The organism is uncultured Dokdonia sp. (assembly GCF_947492815.1).
Lineage (GTDB): Bacteria > Bacteroidota > Bacteroidia > Flavobacteriales > Flavobacteriaceae > Dokdonia.
Genome location: NZ_CANLOB010000021.1, coordinates 31608 through 48308 on the forward strand (window position 1 = coordinate 31608; position 16701 = coordinate 48308).

Below are 16701 nucleotides of genomic sequence, written 5' to 3' on the forward strand. Positions count from 1 at the left end.
TTGATATATTAGTATTTTTACACCTTTTAAAGCATACACTATGTCTACATCTAGATTACACCTTATAGCAATCGCTTCTTTGTTTTTATTATTCTCTTGTGCTACCAAAGAACTCCCTGCTACATCGCAGCCTCCTGCTACCCCAAAAGTACCAGCAACAAAGAAAAAAACACCAAAAAATATTATCATGCTAATTGCAGATGGTACAGGTTTAAGCCAAATATCAGCCACGCAATTTTACCATTCAAAGCCTTCTAATTATGAACGCTTTAAACATATAGGACTTATAAAGACTTCTTCTTCAAGTGATCTTATTACAGATTCGGCAGCAGGAGCGACTTCATTTGCATCTGGTATTAAAACTTATAATGGTGCTATAGGAGTAAATACAGATACAATTGCTGTTCCTACTATTTTAGAAGAGTTATCTGAGCGAGGTTATGCTACGGGAGTGATTGCTACTTCAACAATCACACACGCTACACCTGCAAGTTTTTACGCACATGTAAAGTATCGCAAAATGGAAGAAGAAATTGCAGAAGCGCTTACCTACTCTTCTGTAGATTTTTTTGCAGGAGGTGGACTTCAATTTTTTAATAACAGGACAGATAAAAAAGATTTGTTAAGCGAACTTTCTAAAAATGGTTTTGTAATGGCAACTTCATTTCTTAATCCAAATATACCTACAAGCTTAGATCAGAAATATGGATTCTTGCTTGCCGATGGAGGGATGCCAAAAATGATTGACGGAAGAGGTTCTTTCTTGTATGATGCGACTACTTTAGGTTTATCATATTTAAAGAAAAACAATAAAGGTTTTTTCTTAATGGTAGAAGGTTCCCAAATAGACTGGGGAGGACATGCCAACGATGCAGATTATCTTATCGGAGAAATGATAGATTTTGATGTTGTTTTAGGAAAGGTTCTTGATTTTGCTAAGAAAGATAAAAACACCTTAGTTATTGTCACTGCCGATCATGAAACAGGCGGTTTCACACTCGCTTCTGATGATGGTAATTATAATAAAATTAAACCTTCGTTTTCCACTGGCGGACATTCGGCAACCATGGTTCCTGTGTTTGCATATGGCCCTGGTGCCGAAGAATTTTCTGGAATCTATGAAAACACAGAAGTTTATAAGAAAGTTAAAACATTACTCAAATTATAGAACGTTCATAAAGCTATAACAAAATAACGCTCTGCACGTTTATTTTATTAATTTAGCTTTTTCAAAGCAATTGCATGACATATCTACACGATATCGGTAAATACTTCTTAATGATCAAAGAAACTTTTGTCAAACCAACAAAAGGTAAGGTCTTAAGAGTATTAATTTTTAAAGAAATTGATGATTTAATTATCGGTTCTTTAGGGATTGTTGCTTTTATCTCCTTTTTTGTAGGAGGGGTGGTTGCTATTCAAACAGCCCTTAATCTAACCAATCCTATTATACCAAAAGAGTTAATAGCATTTGCTTCAAGACAATCTGTAATTCTAGAATTTGCACCCACTTTTTTATCTATTATTATGGCTGGAAAGGTAGGATCTTTTATTACTTCTAGTATTGGTACGATGCGAGTGACAGAACAAATTGACGCATTAGAAGTCATGGGAATTAACTCTTTAAACTACCTTGTATTTCCTAAGATAGTAGCCATGTGTTTTTATCCTTTTGTGATTGCCATTGCGATGTTTTTGGGTATTTTAGGTGCTTACATAGCTGCTGTTTATGGTGGTTTTACTACGGAAGATCAATTCTTAACAGGCCTAAAGGATGATTTTATTCCTTTTCATATTACGTATGCTTTCCTAAAGACATTTATTTTCTCTTTCTTACTCGCTACAATTCCTTCATTTCATGGCTTTTACATGCGTGGAGGTGCTCTTGAAGTAGGAAAAGCAAGTACCACATCCTTTGTGTGGACGAGTGTCGCTATTATTGTTACCAATTATTTTATAACTCAAATGTTGTTAAGCTAATGATAGAAGTAAGAGATTTAAAAAAAGGATTTGGTGATGTTGAAGTTCTTAAAGGACTAACGACTTCTTTTGATAAAGGAAAGACCAATCTTATTATTGGGCAGAGTGGATCTGGAAAGACAGTTTTTATCAAAAGCATGCTCGGGCTATTTAGACCTGATAGTGGTAAAATCCTATACGATGGTATTTGCTATTCTGATTTAGATTTTGAAGAACAACGAGCTATTAGAGAGAAAATAGGAATGGTTTTTCAAGGAAGTGCTCTTTTTGATTCTATGACGGTTGAGGAAAATATTATGTTTCCTTTACAGATGTTTACGAAGATGAAAAAAGGAGAAATGCGAGAACGTGCAAATGTAGTAATAGATCGTGTGAACCTTGAAAATGCTAATCACAAATTACCTTCAGAAATATCTGGTGGAATGCAAAAACGTGTTGCCATTGCAAGAGCCATTGTAAACAACCCTAAGTATCTTTTTTGTGATGAGCCTAACTCAGGATTAGATCCACACACGGCAACGGTGATTGACAATCTTATTCAGGAAATCACTGAAGAGTTTAATATCACAACAATTATTAATACCCATGACATGAACTCTGTTATGGAAATTGGTGAAAAAATTGTTTTCCTTAAAGAGGGACGCCTTGCCTGGGAAGGTGATAAAACTCAAATCTTTAGAACCGACAATGAAGAAGTGACTAATTTTGTATACTCTTCAAATCTATTTAAAATGGTTCGAAAAGCTCAGAACACTCAGTAAACCATTATAGTTTAATAATTATCTAATATTCTATACTTTTGATTAGCTTTTCTTTTTATCAATAATTTTCCGACAATATGGCTAAATTCTCCATCGAACTCGAGTTGGTACTCTCCTAAATTATTTTTGATAGGCTCAGATTTTCCTTTTATCCTTCCCATAACCCGATCGTCTTTATTAAATGTTGTATCATTTAATGTCAGATCGTAATATTCTAATTTAACATCTAATGCATTCTTGTCATCATACTCTGGGTAGTCAGACCACAAAGTAATATAAACCTCTGGGGGTTCTGTTAAATTAATTTTTAAAGCTGTAACACTTGTCCCTATAGTACCAATAACAATTGTTAATGAATCTATTTTTTTATTATCATAGGAATTATAAGCATAATATTCATAGCCTAATTTATTAATTTTAAGTGTCGTAGAATCAATCTTTATATCAGGTTCTATTATTATATTTTGGGATAATACATTAAAACTAAAAGTTACTAAAATGAGTAATTGTAATATCTTTTTCAATCTATAATAGTTATCGCACAATAAGTGTATCTAACTTCAGTTTAAAGTCTAACCATTTATACAAGCGCTCTTTGTCTTTTACTAGAACATCGTCTGCTATAGAATCTTTCCATACAGCATCAAATACAGTAAGTGTGTCTATATTCTCTAGATTAGACATATACGTCCTAGAATAACTTAAGCCTTTAAGGTTTTCATATTGAATCTTTGCTTCTTCGCAAATTTCTGAAAATGGAATCAATGCTTCCTCAAGTTTGGTTAACTGCAATACTTTTTGTTCTAAATAAATAATCTTTTGATCCTTATTAAGGATATCTAAAGAATCTCTAGATCGTAATTCAGCCATATAACGCACCTCATCCTTATAATCATCACCATCATCATTTCTTTGAAAAGGCAATGTTAATCGAACTCCTTGCAACGCATTGTAATCTTGAAGCCTTGCTCTAAGAACATTCATAGTCTCTTCAGATATCTTATCATTTCCAAATGGAGTAATATCGATGCTAGAAATATCACTCTTATTATAGGTATAGCTAGCATATTTTTTAATAAAACCAGCGTTAGGTAAGGCATCAAATTCTTTTTCTATAAATCGTTTTGCATCATTTTTAAAAGTACTTTCCTTATAAACACTCCAGAATGTCCACGCAGGAAAAATCATTACTAAAAAAGCAACAATAGAGGTAAGCCTGGCAATATTTTTTCTACGTTTAGAATTTGCATACCGAATCATCGGGAATCGTAACACTTTAAGTACAATAAACGTAGCAAGAGCAATAAACACGGTATTGATTAAAAACAAATACATAGCACCTCCTGCAAAACCAAGGCCCTTTTCATTTCCAATAAATGCTTCAGCTAGACCATATCCTACCGTACATAAAGGTGGCATCAAGGCAGTAGCAATAGCTACACCAAATATCACACTAGCAATGGTTCCTTTTTTAGTACGAGCAATAATTAAAGCCAATCCTCCAAAAAAGGCAATCAATACATCTCGTATATCTGGCTTAGTACGCGCTAATAACTCTGAAGATTCTTCGCGTAAAGGAAATAACCAAAAGAATAAAAACGCAGTAAGCACACTTAGAAGAATCATTACACCAAAATTGATAAATGATTTTTTGAGCGTGAAAATATCATTAATTGCAATAGACATTCCTATTCCTAAAATAGGTCCCATTAAAGGAGAAATAAGCATGGCTCCAATTACAACTGCGGTAGAATTTGCATTTAATCCAATAGAAGCCACAAAAATAGAACAGATTAAAATCCAAGCAGTGGCCCCTTTAAAAGGAATATCACTCTTGATGTGTTCAATAGTCACCTCACGATCTGTATCTGCTCTAAAATCAAGCAGTTCTACAACAAACAACTTTAAACTTTCCCAAAGTCCTTTTGCGTCCTGTTTTACAGCTTCTTTATTCTGTTGAATTTCTTTATCAGTTTCGTCCATATTCTTCAAACTATAAATTTGACCTTTACTTACCCTAAGGTATTACCAAATTTTGATTGTACAGCGTTACGTATTTCTTTAATGTCTTGTTCTTTTGATTTTGGCACAATAACGAGAACATCTTCCTTTTCAACGATAATATAATCTTGAAGTCCATCTACCACTACTACTTTATCACTTGCTGTTCTAATAATAGTGCCTGACGTATTTGTAGCAAGTACGCGCGCATTGATAATGGCATTTTCATCCTGATCTTTATCCATTTTTTCATATAAAGACCCCCATGTTCCTAAATCATTCCAGTCAAAAGTAGCAGGAACTACTTTCACTTGTTTATGTTTTTCCATAATCCCGTAATCAATGCTTATATTTTCAGCTTCGGGATAATATTGATCAATAAATGCTTGCTCTTTTGGCGTATTATATACAGGGATTCCATTAGCAAATAGTGCATACATCTCAGGAAGATGCGCTTTAAACCCATTTAAAACGGTTTGTGCGCTCCAAATAAACATCCCGGCATTCCATAAATAGTCTCCACTTTCATAAAATTGCTTTGCTGTAGGATAGTCAGGTTTTTCGGTAAAACGTTTTACCGCTTTCGCGAAAGCGGAATCCGACTGGTCATAATTTATATATCCATATCCCGTATTAGGAAATGTAGGTTGAATACCTAATGTTGTAATTACATTTTCTTCTTCTGAAGCATCAAATGCAATTTGAAGATCATTTACAAAAGCGTCTTCATCTTCAATCCAAGCATCACTAGGCGCAACAATCATGACAGCATCTGGATTTTCTTTTTCCACTTTAAGGGCAGATAATAAAATACATGGTGCTGTATTACGCATGGCAGATTCCAACACGATATTTTTTTGCTGAATCTCAGGAATTTGCTCTTTTACTAATTCATTATAAATACTGTTGGTGAGAATAAGTATTTGATCTTCAGGAACAAGTTTTGCTAATCTTTTAAAGGTTTTTTGCAATAGAGTTTCCCCTGTTCCTAACATATCATGAAACTGTTTCGGATAGGCTTCTACACTTACAGGCCAAAATCTTGAACCAACACCACCAGCCATTAATAATGCGTAATAATTTTTATTTTTTGTACTCATACTTTTCTTAATCCAATTGTTCAATCTCAGCATTAGGCTGAAATAAATATACCTTTCCCGTGGCTACCTCAACACACTCATAGCGTTTTACACGTTTGTTTCCTTTTCTAAAAATTTTACCATTATATATTCTAAATCTCGACCCTTGAGGTATCTCAAAGATATAGTTTTTATCAGTGGGTGGATCATACTTTTTGAGTGCTACAGATAGATGCGCATCTGTATCACTACTTGCCTTAGGATTTTTAAAATGACGTGCTATATATGGCAATACTTCTTGCGGAAAAACATCAGGTCTAATAAACGGTAGCATTAGCAACTGAAAAGTTTGTTTCCATTCCTTACCATGTGGCTTTATAAAACGCCCAAACTTTTCAAAAGCTACCAAATGAGCTATCTCATGAATAAGTGTTATCAAAAATCGATATTTATTAAGGCTTACATTTACGGTTATTTGATGCTGACCATCTGGCATTCTCCTATAATCTCCATGTCGAGTAATACGTTCATTTACAATTTTCAGATACACTCCATGCGTTTTGATAAGTTCAAAAGTAGGTTGCACTGCACGTTCAGGAATATATTTTTTAAGTATTTCTACCATAGGAATCTTCTTCTAAAGTAAGAATATTCTATATGTCTGACAAGTTCTAAAAGTGTTTCATTTTATAAATCAAATCTATTTTAAAAAGCCTTCGAACAAATTTAAAATAGTTAGCTATCCTCCTGCTCTTTCTACAAACAAAAATCCTACTGTTTACTGAATTCATTTCAGTATCCAGCAGGATCTTCATGTAACACCTCTCATCTGAGCAAATAATAAAAAACTACAATTAATTGATAATCAAAATTATTATGCTTTCGCGAAAGCAAACCAACGCGTATTCCAATACCACTATTTCAACCGATTCTTTTTTCTAATACGATAAAATATCCAAATTCCTGCGCCAATCATTAATAAAGGCCAAATACGGACTAATAAAAGTACAAGGGCTTCTAATACTGAAAGTCCAATGCGCATACTATCTCCCATTTCTTTTAAAAAAGAAGGGCCTTCTTTTTTAGGCTTTTCTATAACAGGAAGTTCTTGGTATACGTCTACCTGTATAGTACTGTAACTAATTTTGTTAGACATATATCTCAATCTCCCTTCTGCAGATTCTATTTCTTCCTGAAGAACTCGTATTTTCTCTTCGGCTTGAAGTACTTCTTCTACTGTTTTTGCTTTTCCTCTTAATATAGATTCATAGCGATCTTTTACTTCTCTTTTAGTTTTTAGCCTACTTTGAATATCTACATACTCTTCCGTCACATCTACCGTAGTGATATTTTTGGTTTCTATAGCTTTAGAAAGTTTACTTATACTATCTAACAGCGTATCAAAATGAGCTTGTGGAATACGTATGGTAAACCTATTCTCCTTACGATATGCGTATGTACTCATTCGTTCATCAGAAATATAACCTTCGTATTGTTGTGCATAATTACGTGCTATACGAGTAGCATACACCACATCAGCTACCTCCATTTTAAGAGAAGCATTTTTGATGATTTTTATTGTTGATGGTGTATTTTTGGATTTTGAATTTCCCTTTTCATTAACCGCAACAGCTTTGAATGCTGGAGTTTCGCCCGTATGTTCTATAGGTATAGATTCAAAATTAGCATCACCTTCATGCTGACTACATGAAGTATATAAAAATGATGAAACTATAAAAAGAAATAGTACCTTTAAAATTGATGTTTGTGTCTTCATATTTAATTCATATTGATTATTGAAGTCAAACATAAAATCAATGCTTTAAAAAGCTTTGTATACCACTTGTAAAGGCTTTGTAAATCATTTTACAAACCATAAAAACCTAATAGCAAGAACGTTATCACAAAAGAAGAACACATACTATTTACTACATTAACACAAGCAGTTCTGACTACTTTTAGGAAGAACCACCCTACTATAGATAAACCGATAGCTTCTTGGAAAGGACAGGATATTGTATTATTCCAAGAAGACTTAATAGCACAAGTAAATGGGAGTATTAGTGAAAAATCATTTTACACCTATTTCAAAAATGAACCTAAAAAACTTCCAAGAGTTGATATTCTAAATCTATTATCTCATTATGCAGGATATACTTCATGGTCTACTTTTAGCAAAGAACAAACAACAACACTAAAGAAAAAGAAAACACCTATCTCATACCTATATGTAGGTGTAGGACTCATTATTTTAATTACTGTTATTTCACTTACAAGTTCTTATTTTAAAACAACAAACACTTTTCGTTTCTGTTTTATAGATACTGATAGAAATGCATACATTGATAACATTCCGCTAGATATTACTATTATAAATGATAATCAATCACCAACCCATATAAAAAGTGATAGTATAGGTTGTTTCACTTGGGCAACAAAGGAAGACTATATACAATTTGTAGTACAATCGCCTTATCATAAAACAGATACCATTAAAAGATATATAGATACTGCTGCATCTGAAGACATTCCATTATTAACTGATGACTACAATTTGATGTTGCATTTCTACGCAAATAACAACGTGAACGATTGGAAAAAACGCAGACAACAATTACAACAACTTATTGCAAAAGATGCCATTTTAATACAAGTCCTTCCATATAATTTAGGAGTCGAATTTTATACTAAAGAAGCCTTTATAAATAAACTTACTACCCCTACAAAAAGCTTACAAGGTTTTGAAATAATAGAATCTATAAAAAAAAGAAATCAGATTGTAAAACTAAAATTTAGAACAAACCATGAATAAAGCAATTCTCTTTATAGGTATATGTATGGTATTAGGATGTTCTAATAGAGAATATAGTACGTCTACTAATGATACAATTGCAAAAGAAAAAGCACCGATAACTATTTCTCTAGAAGATGCTTATAAAGCATTAATTTTAGAGAAAATTCAAGATCATATAGATACTGAGAAACTTCAAGATCAATACCCAAATTTCAAACAACCCATTGACACTACAACATCATTGCATATAAACCATCAAGAAACTATACAGGACATTACCCTGTTAGATACTATAATTCAAGACGATACAAGTACTACAGATATACGTACAATCATCACCTATACGAGCAATAAAAAAGATACAATCATTGCTACTATAGCGCGTACCAAAGTAATATTAGATGATGAAGAAATCATTTCTTCCAAAGTGATTCTAAGGACTCCTGAAAAATGATACTATCTTAAAAAACACTTCCTCATTTTAAACAAAATAGGACACTAACCTATTCAAAATAAGGTTTTTAACAACTAAAAGAATGTATCTTAATAGAGTATTAATAATAACTCATAAAACCTTATTACTATGTTAAAGAAAACATTAAATCTAAAAGGTGTTAGAACATTATCAAACACCGAGCAAAAAGAAATTAAAGGAGGATTCTGGGGAGGTTGTCAACCTCAACTTGTTCAATGTTTTGATGACAGTGACTGTCCATGTAATCGTAGTTGTGGAATTACTGTAGATACCCCACAAGGACCTATAGACTTTTCTGACGTATGTCAATTTAATTAAAAGTATAATCTTCATTTAAAACGTATCACATGTTAAAGAAAACATTAAACTTAAAAGGTGTTAGAACATTATCAAACACCGAACAAAAGGAAATTAAAGGAGGATTCTGGGGAGGTTGTCAAGCCCAATTTATAGAATGCACTAGTGACAGCGATTGCCCATTCTGTAGTTCAGGCTGTGGCATCTCTTTTGAGGTAAACGGCCAAGTATTCTTAGAAAACTTCTGTAGGTTCTAATAAAGAGCAATTCACAATATTAAAGTCATCTAGAAATGAATAGCTAGATGACTTTTTTATATTACTATGTGGTGATTTTATCACCAAAATCTTTAAGGACATTTAAATTCTCTAAAGAATCAACATGAATGTTTCCGATATAATTCATTCCTAAATAACCCGCAGTTTTCACAAAAGGGTACCAAAATTCTTGATCTATACTACCATTCATACAGCAACTTATAGCACCAAAACCTTTTCCTCGTAATTGCCTACCCAACTCTTTTTCGATAGTTAAGAGATCAGAGATTCTATCAAAAAACACTTTTAGAATTCCACTCATGGTATACCAATACACAGGAGTAGCGAAAATAACATTCTGGTATTCATCAATAATACGTTTCATTAAAGGCAGAAAATCATCATCCTTATTAGCATGTTCATAATCATAATAACTAATATCATAATCATTTAAGTCTACAACATCACAGTGTATAATCTGTTGTAATTGCTGAACAACTTTTGCTGTATCTCCATGAGAGCGAGAACTCGCTAGGATAATAATCGTTTTTTCTGATCTATTCATTAAGGCGTACTTGCAGAAACTTGTAATAACTTTCCGTTATAAAATTTATTTCCTGTCAAAGAAAAATCAGCTAGATATTCAGCCATTTCTTTAGCAGTAAGCGGTGCCTGATACCCAGGAAATGCTTCTTCTAACATTTCTGTTTGCACAGCTCCAAGTGCTACTACATTAAAAGCAATGTGTTGTTCTTTATATTCTTCGGCGAGGAGTTCGCTCCATGTAATAACAGCTCCTTTGCTAGAACTATAAGCTGCAAGCCCTGGAAACTTCATACTTCCTTGTACGCCTCCCATACTACTCACCGTCACCACATGACTCCCTTCTTTCATGTATGGAAGTACCACCCGCGTCAATTCTGCCACACCAAATACATTTACTTTATATACGGCTTCAAATTCTTCCATACTTGTTTCTGCAAAAGGTTTATTCAACAATGCACCTGCATTATTAATTAATATATCCACACCTTCCCAATCACTTTCAATAAAATCTACTACTTTTTGAAAATGACTCATATCTGTGATATCAAAAGAAAAAGCCGTGATGTTTTGTTTATTCAAGAGTTTACACGGAGTCTCATTTCGCGAAAGCGCAAGAACCTGATGCCCTTGCTCGGCTAATAATTGTACGAGCTCATACCCTATTCCTCTACTGGTTCCTGTAACTATAATCTTTTTCATATCCATGCAGACGGATATCTCAACCCGTTATATGTATAAATGTTCATTAATTCATTTTAATTTCTTGAGAAGCTGTATTTGCCATACGTTCTAATCCCGGAATAAGTTTTCCTATCACATTTTCCATAAATGCAATATCCATTTTATCTGCCTCATCCCCTACCGCATGATAGTGATCAAAATTAGTAAAATCAAAAGAAGAAATGGTATGTGCAGGAATTCCAAATTCCTGATAAAAAGGATAATTATCACTACGTCTAAAAAGGTTAAACTCTTTCGCTTTTGGTAGAAAACCTATTACCTTTTCACCTGCATATTCATTAAATTTTTCTGGCATATTAGAAAGATCATACCCAGAGATATACACTAAATGGTCTTTCGCTTTCATCGGGACACCTATCATTTCGATATTAAACATCACGTAGGGTGTGATATTTTCTACCTTAAGTCGTTTTGCTAAATGCTTAGATCCTAACAGCCCTTTTTCTTCAGCAGAATATAATGTAAAAATAATGGTTCGTTTATTAGATTTTGCTTTCGCGAAATGATCTGCTAGAGCCAACACTGCTGTTGTTCCTGCAGCATTATCATTAGCACCATTTGCAATAACATCATCCCCTACAGGCTTTGCATTTCCTATATGATCATAGTGTGCTCCAATAATGATTATCTCTTCTTTAAGTGTTGGATCATTCCCCTCTACAACACCTACAATATTAAAAGCATCTTCTCCTTTTGCTGTAAAATTATCTCTATAAGAATCAAAATAAGAAGATACTCCCGAATTTTTAAAACGTGCCTCTATAAACTGCGCTGCTATCTCTATTCCTTGACTTCCTGTATTTCTTCCTTGTAACTCATCTGCGGCAAGAAACTCAATCGTTTTTTGTACAGATGTCATTTTACTTATGTTTGGAAACACCATAGTAACTTGATCTTTTGTTGGATCTGGTTTAGGAACATCCGACACAGGAGGCGGTGGTGGCGGAACATTAGATTCATTTACAGGCTGTAATGCTGTTCCACAAGAAGCCATTAGACTTCCTAATAGGATATAAAAAAATAGTTTTTTCATGTACTTAAAATTTTATTTTCTAAAAATGAAATAGATAAAACTTTTCTACTTAAAGCAACCGCTACGCTTTCGCATAAAAAATTTAATTATTTAGGTTGGTATGCAAAAAATCAATTTTATGTATGCTCACTTCATAGGTTTAAAGATAAAAAAACCCATCTTTTAGAGACGGGTTTTTTATAATAATAGTATCCTAAAGTATTATGCAAGCATCAATACTGGATTTTCAATATATGTTTTTAAAGTTTGTAAAAACTGTGCTCCTGTCGCACCATCTACTGTGCGATGATCACACGCCATTGTCAATTTCATGGTATGACCAGGCACTACTTGTCCATCTTTGACAACAGGCTTTTCTACAATAGCTCCTACCGATAAAATCGCTGAGTTAGGTTGATTAATAATAGATGTAAAATCAGTGATACCAAACATACCTAGATTGGAAATTGTAAACGTACTTCCTTCCATCTCTTGAATAGTTAATTTTTTATTGCGTGCCTTTCCTGCAAGTTCTTTTACCTCAGCATTAATCTGTGGTAAAGATTTTTCATTTGCAAAATTAACTACAGGTACAACCAATCCATCAGGAACAGCAACTGCTACACCAATATGCACATGATGATTTAATTTCATCTTATCATCAAACCACTGAGAGTTTACTTGAGGGTGCTTCTTTAAAGCGATAGCTGTTGCCTTTACAATCATATCATTGTATGATATTTTTATGTCTGGCAATTGATTAAACTGTTTTCTAAATGCAATCGCATTTTCCATATTAAACTCCACATTTAAATAATAATGTGGGGCTGAGAATTTAGAATTAGAAAGTGCTCTTGCAATTGCTTTACGCATTTGTGAATTAGACACTTCTTCAAAACTTTCTTCTCCAGTTGCAACAAATGGTTGCACGCTTCCTCCAGCACTAGCCACACTTGGTGTAAAGTTTTCTACATCTGATTTTATGATACGTCCATTTTCTCCAGAACCTTTTACTTGCGATAAGTTAATACCCTTATCTTCAGCTATTTTCTTAGCAAGTGGTGAAGCAAATATGCGTCCTCCATTAGTAATTGATGTAGTTACTGGTTTAGAAGTTGCTTTGGGAACTTCTGTTTTTGGTGCTTCCGGCTTTGGCATCTCTTTTTTAGGAGCTTCTGCCTTAGGTGCCTCAGCAACTACGTTTGAAGCAGCCGATCCAGAAGTAAAGTTTGCTACTACTCCAGACACATCAGTTCCATTAGGTCCTAATACTGCAAGTAGTGCATCTACTTTTGCCGTAGCTCCTTCTTCTAATCCTATATAAAGTAATGTCCCTTCGTTAAAAGATTCAAACTCCATGGTAGCCTTATCCGTCTCTATTTCAGCAAGAATATCTCCTTCTTCTACTGCATCACCTACTTTCTTTAACCAAGTAGCAACGGTACCTTCTTCCATCGTATCTGAAAGTCTTGGCATTGTTACCACAACAACTCCTTCTGGAATTGCTTGTGCTTCTGTTGTTACTTCTTTAGCAGGAGCAGCTTCAGTTGGAGCTTCACTAGCTTCTTCTGTCGATGCTTCTTGAGGAGTTTCAGTTCCTCCTCCATTTAATAACGCAGTTATATCTTCTCCTTCATCTCCTATGATAGCAAGTAGCTTATCTACTTGTGCCGTTTCTCCTTCTTGAATCCCGATATGAAGCAATGTTCCATCATAAAATGATTCAAACTCCATGGTGGCTTTATCAGTTTCTATTTCGGCAAGAATATCTCCTTCAGAAATGACATCACCAACTTTCTTTAACCAAGTAGCAACGGTACCTTCTTCCATGGTGTCGCTAAGTCGCGGCATATTTATTACTTGTGCCATAGCTTATAGTTTATGAGGTAAAAATGGATAATCTTCTTGTTCGTATACAACATCATACATCACATTCTTTTCTGGGAATGGGCTTTCTTCTGCAAATTTCTCACACTCAGCAACGCGTTCTTTTACACGTTTATCCATCACTTTAATTTCATCTTCTGTAGCATATCCTTCTTTTAATAGAATATCTTTTACCTGTGTAATAGGATCTATTTTCTGGTATTCTGCCACTTCTTCTTTTGTTCTATAATGTTGCGCATCACTCATAGAGTGTCCTCTATAACGATATGTTTTTAATTCTAGAAATGTAGGACCGTCTCCTCTACGTGCTCTATCTATAGCCTCATCCATTGCTTCTGCTACAGCTACTGGATTCATTGCATCTACAGGACCACAAGGCATTTCATACCCTAATCCTAACTTCCAAATATCTTCATGATTTGCTGTACGCGCTACTGAAGTACCCATTGCATATCCATTATTTTCTACACAAAATACAACTGGTAATTTCCAGTTCATTGCCATATTAAAGGTTTCGTGTAAAGATCCTTGACGTGCAGCACCATCTCCAAAGAAGCATAATGTTACGGCTTCTCTTTTATGATATTTATCTCCAAAAGCCATTCCAGCTCCAAGAGGAATTTGACCTCCTACAATACCATGACCTCCGTAAAACCCTTTTTCTTTTGAGAATATATGCATAGATCCTCCAAGACCCTGAGAGGTTCCTGTAGCTTTGCCATACAATTCTGCCATTACACGCTTAGGATCTACTCCCATACCTATAGGTTGCACGTGATTACGATACGCAGTAATCATTTTATCTTTGCTTAAATCCATTGCATGCAATGATCCCGCCAATATTGCTTCTTGACCATTGTAAAGGTGTAAAAACCCTCTTACTTTTTGCTGGATGTATACTTGAGCTAGCTTGTCTTCAAACTTACGCCAGAAGAGCATTTCTTCGTACCAATTGAGATACGTTTCTTTAGTGATTTTCTTCATCTATAACGAGTATAAAAATGGCTTTATAAAAAAGCCACTAACAAAAATAAGGTATTAGATAGATATCGCAAAAAGGGTTTTGCATAAAAGTTACGAAATCGAAATAGTAACTGTATTTACAGTACTTATTTTGTTAAGATAATTGTAATGTTTCAGATATACGCTTTCGCGAAAGCGTACTTATCAAAAATTACGTTTACAAAAAAGAGTTTTTTAAAGATATTTTGACGTAAAAAGTAAAGGAAGTAAGTTTTCTAACGAATCACTTTTCCACACTTCTCCTTGATCGCCCATAAAATAAATAGGAATGGCTTCTCCTTGTCTTATTTCATATTCTGCAATAGCTTGTCTACAGGATCCACATGGAGGTATAGGTTGCGAAGTTGGTTTATCTTTTCCTCTTGCGCTTATGGCTATTGCCTTAAAAGTAGTATTTGGAAATTGTGCTGAAGCATAATAAATAGCCGTACGTTCTGCGCACAAACCTGAAGGGTAGGCGGCATTTTCTTGATTACTACCTCTTATTATTGTTCCATTTTCTAGTAAAATAGCAGCACCTACATAAAAATCTGAATATGGAGCATAGGCAGTATCTCTTGCAAGAATAGCTTCTTGCATCAACGAAAAAATCGTTTCTGGAAGCTCATCTACAGATGGGTATACTTCCAAAAACGATTCGATCTTAATTTTTTTCATATGTATTTACCGTTTACACGGAAATATTATTTCTAGTATTCATCATACTCATCTCCAAAATGGAAGGTAAGTCCAAAACGTAAAGTGTTTTCTAATGGACTACGTACAGAACCTGTAGAGAAAAGATATGATAAATCAATATCTATAGCATTAAATTCAAAACCAGCACCTAATGTTGCAAACTTACGCGCTCCTTTGATATCACTTTCATTAAAATATCCTGCACGTAGTGAGAATACGTCATCATACACATACTCTGTTGCTAATGACCATGTAAATTCTTTAAGTTCCTCACTAAATCCATCTGGTGCATCTCCAAATGATTGGAAAATCCCTGAGAAAAAACTCACGTTATCATCCTGACCTGCGATAATGTTTCCTTCCCCATCTCTAATAGGAGGTGTAGGTACTAATAATTTATTGAACTCTAACCCAACAAATACTCTATTGTATCCATCTAATATAAAATCAAATCCTCCACCAAATTTTAAGTTTGTAGGAATAAAATCATCATCATTATCTGCATCACTATAAGATACTTCTGGACCTATGTTAGAAATATTAAATCCTGCTCTCCAACGACCGTCAAAACTATTATAGGTAATCTCTTCAGATTGATAATATCCTGAAATATCAACTCCAAAAGATCCTGCTGCTCTAGCATCTGGATCTAATTGTTGAATTCTAAGATCACTTCGTAGGTAACGCCCAGATACCGCCATAGAAAAACGCTCACTTAATTTAAGCGCATAGGTTGCATCTAATGTAAATTCATTAGGACGAATATCTAACCCTGGATCATTAGGACCTGTAGTGGTTGTAATTGTACCTAAACTAAAATATCTAAGACTCGCACCAAAAGCACTTCGATCATTAATACGATTTGCATAGGCAGCTTGTAGAATAGCAATATCATTTACTAAGTTTCCTAAGTAAGGTGTATAGTTTACACCTACATTATGTTTTCTATCGAGAAACGCTAGTTTAGCGGGATTCCACTGTACTCCATACACATCAGGACTTGTTGCTACTCCTTGTTCTCCAAGTCCTGCAGCACGTGCGTCTGCAGCAATAATTAAGAATGGGACTGCCGTGGTAATTGTATTAGGCTCGTCTTGGGCTTGCACCGTTGCATTAAAAGCAAAACATGCTCCTAAGCACAGCATCATCATTTTCTTCATAAAGATTTCA

General features: G+C 34.2%; 19 protein-coding genes. 7 read left to right on the forward strand and 12 right to left on the reverse strand.

The genetic code is table 11. From position 1 onward, the window contains the following. Positions 1–40 precede the first annotated feature (40 nt). The 3 genes from Q1A01_RS16945 to Q1A01_RS16955 all read left to right on the forward strand — a co-directional run bounded on the left by Q1A01_RS16945 (position 41) and on the right by Q1A01_RS16955 (position 2741). Positions 41–1168: an alkaline phosphatase gene (locus tag Q1A01_RS16945; RefSeq protein WP_299683358.1), complete on the forward strand. Its 1128-nt coding sequence runs from the start codon at positions 41–43 to the stop codon at positions 1166–1168. 74 nt (positions 1169–1242) lie between these two features. Further along, positions 1243–1980, forward strand: a complete 738-nt coding sequence (locus Q1A01_RS16950; RefSeq protein WP_299683360.1) for an ABC transporter permease — start codon at positions 1243–1245, stop codon at positions 1978–1980. Continuing rightward, complete coding sequence (locus Q1A01_RS16955; protein WP_299683362.1) at positions 1980–2741, forward strand: ATP-binding cassette domain-containing protein; 762 nt, start codon at positions 1980–1982, stop codon at positions 2739–2741. The genes Q1A01_RS16950 and Q1A01_RS16955 overlap by 1 nt, the downstream gene beginning before the upstream one ends. 11 nt (positions 2742–2752) lie before the next feature. Here the strand turns inward: Q1A01_RS16955 and Q1A01_RS16960 are convergent, their stop codons facing one another. The 5 genes from Q1A01_RS16960 to Q1A01_RS16980 all read right to left on the reverse strand — a co-directional run bounded on the left by Q1A01_RS16960 (position 2753) and on the right by Q1A01_RS16980 (position 7598). After that, complete coding sequence (locus tag Q1A01_RS16960; protein WP_299683364.1) at positions 2753–3265, reverse strand: hypothetical protein; 513 nt, start codon at positions 3263–3265, stop codon at positions 2753–2755. Between the two features lie 10 nt (positions 3266–3275). Then, entirely contained in the window at positions 3276–4724 is a 1449-nt protein-coding gene (locus Q1A01_RS16965; RefSeq protein ID WP_299683365.1) for a DUF389 domain-containing protein, read from the reverse strand. Positions 4725–4753: 29 nt separating this feature from the next. Beyond that, positions 4754–5842 carry a mannose-1-phosphate guanylyltransferase gene (locus Q1A01_RS16970; RefSeq protein WP_299683367.1) on the reverse strand — a complete coding sequence of 363 codons (1089 nt, stop codon included), beginning with the start codon at positions 5840–5842 and terminating at the stop codon, positions 4754–4756. A 7-nt stretch (positions 5843–5849) separates the two neighbouring features. Then, the gene (locus tag Q1A01_RS16975; protein ID WP_299683369.1) at positions 5850–6446 is read right to left on the reverse strand and encodes a SprT-like domain-containing protein; all 597 of its coding nucleotides are present in this window, start codon (positions 6444–6446) and stop codon (positions 5850–5852) included. A 291-nt stretch (positions 6447–6737) separates the two neighbouring features. Beyond that, positions 6738–7598 carry a DUF4349 domain-containing protein gene (locus tag Q1A01_RS16980; RefSeq protein WP_299683371.1) on the reverse strand — a complete coding sequence of 287 codons (861 nt, stop codon included), beginning with the start codon at positions 7596–7598 and terminating at the stop codon, positions 6738–6740. A gap of 807 nt (positions 7599–8405) precedes the next feature. Here Q1A01_RS16980 and Q1A01_RS16985 point away from each other — a divergent pair. The 4 genes from Q1A01_RS16985 to Q1A01_RS17000 all read left to right on the forward strand — a co-directional run bounded on the left by Q1A01_RS16985 (position 8406) and on the right by Q1A01_RS17000 (position 9644). Then, positions 8406–8633 (forward strand): hypothetical protein, encoded by a 228-nt coding sequence (locus Q1A01_RS16985; RefSeq protein WP_299683373.1) that lies wholly within the window; start codon positions 8406–8408, stop codon positions 8631–8633. Next, on the forward strand, positions 8626–9069 hold the full coding sequence (locus Q1A01_RS16990; protein ID WP_299683375.1) for a hypothetical protein: 444 nt from the start codon (positions 8626–8628) through the stop codon (positions 9067–9069). The genes Q1A01_RS16985 and Q1A01_RS16990 overlap by 8 nt, the downstream gene beginning before the upstream one ends. Positions 9070–9198: 129 nt before the next feature. Beyond that, positions 9199–9408, forward strand: a complete 210-nt coding sequence (locus tag Q1A01_RS16995) for a hypothetical protein (protein WP_299683377.1) — start codon at positions 9199–9201, stop codon at positions 9406–9408. A 29-nt stretch (positions 9409–9437) separates the two neighbouring features. Continuing rightward, positions 9438–9644, forward strand: a complete 207-nt coding sequence (locus Q1A01_RS17000) for a hypothetical protein (RefSeq protein WP_299683379.1) — start codon at positions 9438–9440, stop codon at positions 9642–9644. 64 nt (positions 9645–9708) lie between these two features. Here Q1A01_RS17000 and Q1A01_RS17005 read toward each other — a convergent pair whose 3' ends face one another. From Q1A01_RS17005 to porV, 7 genes are all read right to left on the reverse strand, one after another. Continuing rightward, positions 9709–10209, reverse strand: a complete 501-nt coding sequence (locus Q1A01_RS17005) for an NAD(P)H-dependent oxidoreductase (RefSeq protein ID WP_299683381.1) — start codon at positions 10207–10209, stop codon at positions 9709–9711. Next, positions 10209–10889 carry an SDR family oxidoreductase gene (locus tag Q1A01_RS17010; RefSeq protein WP_299683383.1) on the reverse strand — a complete coding sequence of 227 codons (681 nt, stop codon included), beginning with the start codon at positions 10887–10889 and terminating at the stop codon, positions 10209–10211. The genes Q1A01_RS17005 and Q1A01_RS17010 overlap by 1 nt, the downstream gene beginning before the upstream one ends. A 46-nt stretch (positions 10890–10935) precedes the next feature. Then, complete coding sequence (locus tag Q1A01_RS17015; RefSeq protein WP_299683385.1) at positions 10936–11964, reverse strand: M20/M25/M40 family metallo-hydrolase; 1029 nt, start codon at positions 11962–11964, stop codon at positions 10936–10938. A gap of 201 nt (positions 11965–12165) precedes the next feature. Then, on the reverse strand, positions 12166–13812 hold the full coding sequence (locus Q1A01_RS17020; protein ID WP_299683387.1) for a pyruvate dehydrogenase complex dihydrolipoamide acetyltransferase: 1647 nt from the start codon (positions 13810–13812) through the stop codon (positions 12166–12168). 3 nt (positions 13813–13815) lie between these two features. Continuing rightward, positions 13816–14814, reverse strand: coding sequence for a pyruvate dehydrogenase (acetyl-transferring) E1 component subunit alpha (gene pdhA, locus Q1A01_RS17025; RefSeq protein WP_089372881.1), 999 nt, complete (start codon positions 14812–14814; stop codon positions 13816–13818). Between the two features lie 213 nt (positions 14815–15027). Then, positions 15028–15510, reverse strand: a complete 483-nt coding sequence (locus Q1A01_RS17030) for a cytidine deaminase (protein WP_299683393.1) — start codon at positions 15508–15510, stop codon at positions 15028–15030. A 32-nt stretch (positions 15511–15542) separates the two neighbouring features. Beyond that, complete coding sequence (porV, locus tag Q1A01_RS17035; protein WP_299683395.1) at positions 15543–16691, reverse strand: type IX secretion system outer membrane channel protein PorV; 1149 nt, start codon at positions 16689–16691, stop codon at positions 15543–15545. Positions 16692–16701 lie beyond the last annotated feature (10 nt).